This window comes from Microcella sp. (assembly GCF_030645145.1).
In the GTDB taxonomy this organism is placed as follows: Bacteria; Actinomycetota; Actinomycetes; order Actinomycetales; family Microbacteriaceae; genus Microcella.
In genome coordinates, this window is record NZ_JAUSMI010000138.1 from 1 (window position 1) to 3,001 (window position 3,001).

3 protein-coding genes are annotated in these 3,001 nt (G+C 73.3%); 2 read left to right on the plus strand and 1 reads right to left on the minus strand.

Annotation, left to right across the window (positions count from 1 at the left end):
- Window positions 1–1,216, plus strand: a 1,216-nt coding sequence (gene lnt, locus Q7T15_RS09435) for an apolipoprotein N-acyltransferase (protein ID WP_304695619.1), incomplete at its 5' end; no start/stop codon positions are given.
- Window positions 1,213–2,019, plus strand: a complete 807-nt coding sequence (locus tag Q7T15_RS09440) for a polyprenol monophosphomannose synthase (RefSeq protein WP_304695621.1) — start codon at window positions 1,213–1,215, stop codon at window positions 2,017–2,019. The genes lnt and Q7T15_RS09440, both read left to right, overlap by 4 nt.
- 12 nt (window positions 2,020–2,031) lie before the next feature.
- On the opposite strand, the gene Q7T15_RS09445 is transcribed toward Q7T15_RS09440, so the two are convergent.
- The gene (locus Q7T15_RS09445) at window positions 2,032–2,901 is read right to left on the minus strand and encodes a metal-dependent hydrolase (protein ID WP_304695623.1); all 870 of its coding nucleotides are present in this window, start codon (window positions 2,899–2,901) and stop codon (window positions 2,032–2,034) included.
- Window positions 2,902–3,001: the final 100 nt, after the last annotated feature.

The window sequence follows — 3,001 nt, forward strand, 5'->3', positions numbered from 1 at the left end:
GATGCCCGTGGCCTTCCCCGGCGTCGCCGGACGTCTGCTGCTCCTCCCGATCGTCCTCGCCGGGCTGTGGACGGCGCGCGAGGGCATCTCGAACGTGTGGCCGTGGGGCGGCTTCGCGTGGGGGAGGCTCGCGATCTCGCAATCCGAGGGCCCGCTCGCGCACTGGGTCGCGTGGATCGGCATGTCCGGCCTGAGCTTCCTCCTCGCCCTCCTCGCCGCGGTCCTTGCGGCCGTCGCGATCGAGCGGCGCACGCCCGTCGCGTCGCGCGCCGTGCTCGTCTCGGGCCTCGCGGCGACGATGCTCGTCTGGCCGGCGTTCCCCACGGTCACGAGCGGCAGCGTGCGCGTCGGCGCGGTGCAGGGCAACTCCGAGACGGGGCTGTTCGCGCAGTACGAGCCGGGCGACATCCTGCAGGACCACCTCGACGCGACGCTGCCGCTCTACGAGCTCGACGAGCCGCTCGACGTCGTCGTGTGGCCCGAGAACGCCTCCGATCTCGACCCGCTGCGCTCGGACTACGCGTCAGCGGCGCTCGACTCGGTGTCGACCCGACTCGGAGCGCCGGTGGTGGTCGGCACCATCACCGCCGACGGCGATGAGACGTTCAACTCCGTCCTCCTGTGGCGGGAGGGCGAGGGCGCGGTCGACCAGTACGACAAGATCCATCCCGTGCCGTTCGCCGAGTACCTGCCCGAGCGCGAGTTCCTCTACCCGCTCGCCCCCGACCTCTTCGACCTCGTGCCGCGCGACTACTCGATCGGCCAGCGCGACAACGTGCTCGAGCTCGACGGCGTGATCGCGGGCGTCGCGATCTGCTACGACATCGTCGACGACGACCTCCTCGCGCGCATGATCGATGAGGACGCGAACGTGCTCTTCGCGCCGACCAACAACGCCGACTTCGGGCGCACCGATCAGAGCGTGCAGCAGCTCGCGATCGCCCGCCTGCGCGCGATCGAGTCCGGCCGCAGCGTCGTGCAGGCGTCGACGGTCGGCGCGAGCGCGATCATCGCGCCCGACGGCTCGACGATCGATGACCTGCCGCTCTTCACCGCGGGCGTCATGGTGCAGGAGGTGCCGCTGAGCGACGTCATCACGCCCGCGCACGCCCTCGGCCGCACGCTCGAGTGGTTCGTGTGCCTGCTCGCGGCCGGCGCCCTCGCGATCGCCGGGTTCGCCGCTCGACGCGCGAGCGCGCCGAGGAGGGACGCGTGACCGCCGATCGACCGCCGCTCGACCGGTTCGCGAGCGGCGCGAGCCGCTCGGGCGCGAGCCGCTCGGGCGCGAGCACGCTCATCGTGCTGCCGACGTACAACGAGGCCGAGAGCATCCGCGGCGTCCTCGCGCGCATCCGCGTCGCCGTGCCCGAGGCCGACGTCCTCATCGTCGACGACGCCTCACCGGACGGCACCGGCCGCATCGCCGACGAGCTCGCCGCTGACGACCCCGGCGTGCGCGTGCTCCACCGCCCGGGGAAGAACGGCCTCGGCTCGGCCTACCTCGCCGGCTTCGCCCGCGCCGCGCGGGAGGGCTACCGCTTCGTCGTCGAGATCGACGCCGACGGCTCACACGACCCCGCCGAGCTCCCGTCGATGATCGCCCTCGCCGACGCCGAGTCCGCCGACCTCGTGATCGGCTCGCGCTGGGTCCCCGGCGGCGCCATCGTGAACTGGCCGGGGGTGCGGCGGGCGATCTCCCGCGGCGGCAACCGCTACGCACGGGGGATGCTGCGCTCGCGCATCCAGGACCTCACGGCCGGATTCCGCGTCTACCGCACCGCCGCGCTCACGGGCCTCGACGGATCCGTGGTGTCGTCGCACGGCTACTGCTTCCAGGTCGAGCTCGCCTGGCGCATCGAGCGCCGCGGCGGTCGCGTGCTCGAGCACCCCATCGCCTTCGTCGAGCGCGCCACGGGCCGCTCGAAGATGCACGCGGGCATCGTGGGGGAGGCGCTGTGGCGCGTCACCGCGTGGGGAGTGGCGCTCCGGCTCGGCCGCGGACCTCTCCCGAGCGCCTGACGCCGATCGCGCTCAGGCCATCCGCGCGGTCGTCGTCATGAGGAGCTCGATCGCGCCGTCGACGTCGGACCGCTCGAGCACGACCTCGATGCCCGCGAACGCGGAGAGGTCGTCGACATGCGTGCCTCCGCACGGGATGCGCACCTCGCCGTCGGGCAGCGCGCACACCCACGTGCGTCGCGCGGTGATCGCGTCGTGGTCGCGCTCGATGCGCACGCGTCCGCCGCGCGACACCCAGTCGGCGAGCAGCGCGTTCGCCCGCGCCGCGACAGCGTCGAGGTCGTCGAGCCCGGCGGGCGCGAAGCCCTTCCGGCGCAGCGACTTGCCGATGCGGTAGGTGTCGATCGACCCGTGCTCGTGGATGCGCGAGGTCACGATCGCGAGCTGGTCGAACGCGGGATGCCCGAGCGCGTCGCGCGGCGTCTCCTTCGTCCACGAGTCCGCGAGCGCGCCGTCGAGCGCGAGCGAGGCGAGGTGGCAGGCCGTGTGCCCCGCGCAGAGCGCCGCGCGCAGTTCGGCGTCGGCGACGACCTCGACGCTCTCGCCCTCCGCCGGTGCCGCGCCGTCGACGAGGTGCGCGACGACGAAGGTCCAGCCCTCGGTGCCGGTGCGGACGGGCAGCTCGCGGCCGAGGTGCAGCGCGCCGTCGCGGATGCCGCCCATGACGGCCCGCTCGATCCGAGCCTCACCGGACGGGCCGCGCAGGACGCCGCGGTCGGAGGGCTGGTCGGGCCAGGCGGTGTCCACGGGGTGGAAGGCGGTCGTGTCGAGGATGACGGCGCTCAGCCCGTCATCGAGTGGCTCGACGTGGAGGACGGTGCCGGTCGAGACGGTCGCGCCGTCGGGGTAGCTGACGAGGGTGTCGTGCGAGGGGAGCGCCATGATGGTCGAGCCTAGGGGCTCGATTCGGGAGGCCGGCGCGGGCTAGGTGTACTCGGCAGTCACCTTGGTGACACTCGGCTGATGGGTGGGAGCCCGTCGA

What these genes read in the sequence shown, in the direction of transcription:
- Q7T15_RS09445 (WP_304695623.1), bottom strand. Translation starts at nt 2,901, where the DNA reads ATGGCGCTCCCCTCGCACGACACCCTCGTCAGCTACCCCGACGGCGCG.